Below are 3,805 nucleotides of genomic sequence, written 5' to 3' on the forward strand. Positions count from 1 at the left end.
CGGATAAAGACGGCCAACATTGAGGCATCAAACAACCGGGCTTCATGTGCAAACATGGTTGAAAGTGCCTCGGCCGGTGGCAGCGCATCGGTCAGACGCAAGGGGTTGCACAGGGTGTCGTAGCGGTCTGCGATGGCGACGATGCGCGCCAGCGGATTGATTTGCGCGCCTTTGCTGCCATCAGGAAAACCACTGCCATCAAAATTTTCGTGGTGCTGGCGCACTACCGCCCGAACACCTGGATTGACGTGCTCACTCACGATGTTGACACCGTACTCGCAGTGCAGTCGGTAAAGTGTCTCTTCGCTGCGGTTGCGCGGGGACTTGCGTAAAACCGTTTTACTGATGGAAGTCTTGCCAATGTCGTGCAGCAACGCGCCCATGCCGGCCGCGTTCATGATCTCCCGACTGACGCCCAGCCCTTTGCAGATCACCATCGTCAGGATCATCACGTTTAGGGCGTGCTGGTTGGACAGGTCGTCCATCTTGTTTGAGGCCACCATCATGACTGTCGCCCCCTGATCGTCCAAAAAGGTGGACGTCAGTTTCTCGGACATGGCGCTTGCTTGTGCGACGGCAAGTTGGGGTTGCCGCAGTATCTCGGTCAGCACGTCCTTGGTCGAGGTAATGGCGTCTTCGTACTGCTTTTCGAACAGCAAAACCCGCTCTCGGTGTGCCGTCATGCGCCCGGTGCGGGTGAGCTTCTCCGTCATCAACAACTGGCTCGCCGGCGTGATGTGCCGGGGTGAAACAGCAGTGACATCACCAACCAATGTGAGTGGCGTGATTTTCGAGCGTTGCGGATCGTGAGAGACATGGCTTAAACCGAGCTCGCGCAGCGTCGCCAGTTGTTGCTCGTCCGTGATCAAAAACGAATTCACCAGAAATGGGTGTTCAAGCCAGCCCAAATCCAGCGACACAAACATGCCCGGTTGCAACTGGTCAACATGAACGAGGGGAAGGGGCTGAGGCACGGATAAAAATTAAAGTAGAGGTAAGCCTTGATTATCGGCGGTGATGTTGAGGGTAAAAACCGGTAGATCGACACCACATGGATGGAGTCATTAAAAACTCAGTAGCATGAAATTTTGGTGGAGTTCGCTGGTGCAACGAATCCGCCTTCTGTTGAAGGGCAATAGTCGCCAATATTACTTTTCGGTCGGTTCAGTTCAAGGCCGAAACTGTAAGATGGGTTGATATTATTTGCTGCCAACTATTTGACTAAATATGGTCGATAAGTTGGTATAAATTCAGAGCGCTCTTGGGGAAATCAAACTGGCAATATGTTGCACTTTTTTTCTTCTAGGAACGCTGACGCTGAAAGAATAACTATTTACGCTGTGCGCTTTCAGCGTATGCTTAAACAATTGACCCCAGAGCCATTGGCGTCACCTATTCACCGCCCCGAACCCGCAGATGAACAGCATGAACACGACCACAGACTCCCTTGCTCATGGGTATTCGCAGGATCCGATCCTGATGGTGCACTCTGAGCGGAAGGCGGCTTTGGTGATAGACATTAACGGCTGCATCATTGAGTGCACTCAGTCCACCACTGATTTACTGGGGCAGACGCCCGAATCACTGGTGGGGCAGGACGTTAGCGTCGTGTTTCCAGGCCTGCCTTTTTCACAGGAAACTCCGGGCTACAACTTGGCCTATGTGGGCATGGACCACGCCAAGAATGTCTGGGAAAGGAGTACGGCACGCACCCCCAGTGGCGGATCCATTGCCGTTGAGATCGCGCATTACCTCATCAAGAGAGGCAGTAAGAACTTCATCGTTTTATTCCTGCGGCGACCCAGCAGCAGCGCCGACACTGATGCGTAGCAGTGCCCAAAAGATAGCCAACGCACCGCTCCAGCGTATTTTTTACGGACTGGTGGTGTTTTGGTCCGTGGTGATCGCATCCATTGCGGCATGGGACACTTGGGAAACCTATGCAGTCACGCTGGCGGGCGCTCGGACCTCAACCATAGAGAGTTTCCGCAAAGACGTGATCTATCGTCGCTGGGCCTCAGAACATGGCGGAATTTATGCGCCAGTGACGCCCCAAACGCCGCCCAACCCCGATCTGGCTGATCTGCCGGAGAGAGATATCCGCACCCCTTCGGGTCGGCTACTCACCCTCATCAACCCGGCCTACATGACACGCCAGGTGCATGAAATTGGCAACAAAGAGTCCGGCACCAAAGGCCACTTGACCAGCCTGAATCCGCTACGGGCAGCCAACGCACCGGACGATTGGGAGTCGCGCGCCTTGCATGCTTTTGAGCGGGGCGAGAAAGAGGCGTCGTCGCTGGAGCAAATCGGCTCTGACACCTACTTTCGATTCATGCGCCCCCTGGTTACAGAACAGTCTTGCATGAAGTGCCACGAAAAGCAGGGCTACCGAGTGGGGACCATTCGGGGGGGCATCAGCGCCGCCGCGCCGTGGGCGCCTTACCGGGCGTCGATGATCACGCAAATTCGCAGCAACTTCATTGGCTATGCCCTGATCTGGCTGATCGGCTTTTGGGGGCTGCGCTGGGGGCGTGCTCGTCTGAGGGAAGACCTGACTGCACGCCTGCTTGCCCAAGAAGCCTTGTTAGCGAGTGAGAGTCGACTGAAAGCGGTCATTGGCCAACTGGAAACCAGCAACACCGAGCTGAGTCTGCTCAACACCAAGCTGGTGCAATTTCAGGGTCAATTGCTTCAATCAGAAAAACTGGCGGCTATTGGCCAACTGGCCGCAGGTGTAGCCCATGAGATCAACACCCCGGTTGGCTTCGTTAACTCCAACCTGGGTGCCCTCAGAAACTACCTGCAGAGCCTGCTCGGTCTGGTCGACACCTATGAGCGCTGCAGCATTGCTCGCTCACCGCAAGACGAGGCAGTTTTGCTGGCCACCCGACACGAGGCCGACCTGGACTATCTGCGCGAAGATGCGCTGGATCTATTGTCCGAGTCGCATGACGGCCTGGAGCGGGTGAAGAAAATTGTTCAGGGGCTGCGTGATTTTTCGCGCATTGACAGCTCGCAGTGGGAGGACTCAGATTTGATGGCCGGTCTGGATAGCACCTTGAACGTGGTCAGTCACACGCTTGGCGATAAAGTTGAAGTTATCAAGCACTATGGCGCACTGCCACGGGTGCGCTGCCATCTGGCCCAGATCAATCAGGTATTCATGAACTTACTGCTCAATGCCGCCCAATCCATTGAGGATCACGGCCAGATCATCCTGAGCAGCGGCACGGATGGCGCCTGGGTCTGGATCAGCGTGGAAGATACCGGTCAAGGCATGACGCCAGAGGTGCTAAAAAGAATTTTTGAGCCATTTTTCACCACCAAACCGGTGGGCCAAGGCACGGGGCTGGGGCTCTCGTTGTCTTACGATATTGTGCATAAACACGGCGGCCATATTGATGTCAGCAGCGAACTCGGACGCGGCAGCCGCTTTCAAATCTGGCTGACGGTACACGAACCGAATAGCATGGCGGCTTAAATTAACGGCGTGCCTGCCACGCACCGTTGACCCCCTTTACAGTCAGCTTCGGAGAAAAGTGCGGACTCTTGAAGACCCTCTGGCGACATAAAACTATTCGATCAACCGGTTCCAAAGCCGACATTGGCATTGAAAGTCTGATCTCCGAAACTTGGCAATCAAATTTGACGTCGCTTCACAAGCCCCCTATGGGCCCCGACTACGAGGTCGATCAGCGCGTTAACTGGTGACGGGCTAAACCGGCAATTCGGAATCGCTGGGGTGGGCCTGTAAATGGCGTAAGCGGTGTAGCGAAATCATCCTTTATCGGGTAACCTCTCA

Annotated in this window: 3 protein-coding genes; 2 read left to right on the top strand and 1 reads right to left on the bottom strand. The window is 55.0% G+C overall.

Going from position 1 to position 3,805, the window contains the following annotated elements; translation table 11 throughout:
• The coding region (locus WCG50_RS18050) for a DUF3391 domain-containing protein (RefSeq protein WP_336900982.1) at positions 1–974 on the bottom strand (974 nt) is incomplete at its 3' end.
• A gap of 451 nt (positions 975–1,425) precedes the next feature.
• On the opposite strand from WCG50_RS18050, the gene WCG50_RS18055 reads away from it, so the two are divergent.
• Both WCG50_RS18055 and WCG50_RS18060 read left to right on the top strand, forming a co-directional pair.
• Positions 1,426–1,830 (top strand): PAS domain-containing protein, encoded by a 405-nt coding sequence (locus WCG50_RS18055; RefSeq protein WP_336900983.1) that lies wholly within the window; start codon positions 1,426–1,428, stop codon positions 1,828–1,830.
• Positions 1,823–3,484, top strand: a complete 1,662-nt coding sequence (locus WCG50_RS18060) for an ATP-binding protein (protein ID WP_336900984.1) — start codon at positions 1,823–1,825, stop codon at positions 3,482–3,484. Before WCG50_RS18055 ends, WCG50_RS18060 begins: the two co-directional genes overlap by 8 nt.
• Positions 3,485–3,805: the final 321 nt, after the last annotated feature.

It is taken from the genome of Rhodoferax sp., from assembly GCF_037143375.1.
In the GTDB taxonomy this organism is placed as follows: Bacteria; Pseudomonadota; Gammaproteobacteria; order Burkholderiales; family Burkholderiaceae_C; genus Rhodoferax.

Coding starts and splice junctions, on each gene's coding strand:
- WCG50_RS18060 (WP_336900984.1), top strand. CDS start 1,823: ATGCGTAGCAGTGCCCAAAAGATAGCCAACGCACCGCTCCAGCGTATT.
- WCG50_RS18055 (WP_336900983.1), top strand. CDS start 1,426: ATGAACACGACCACAGACTCCCTTGCTCATGGGTATTCGCAGGATCCG.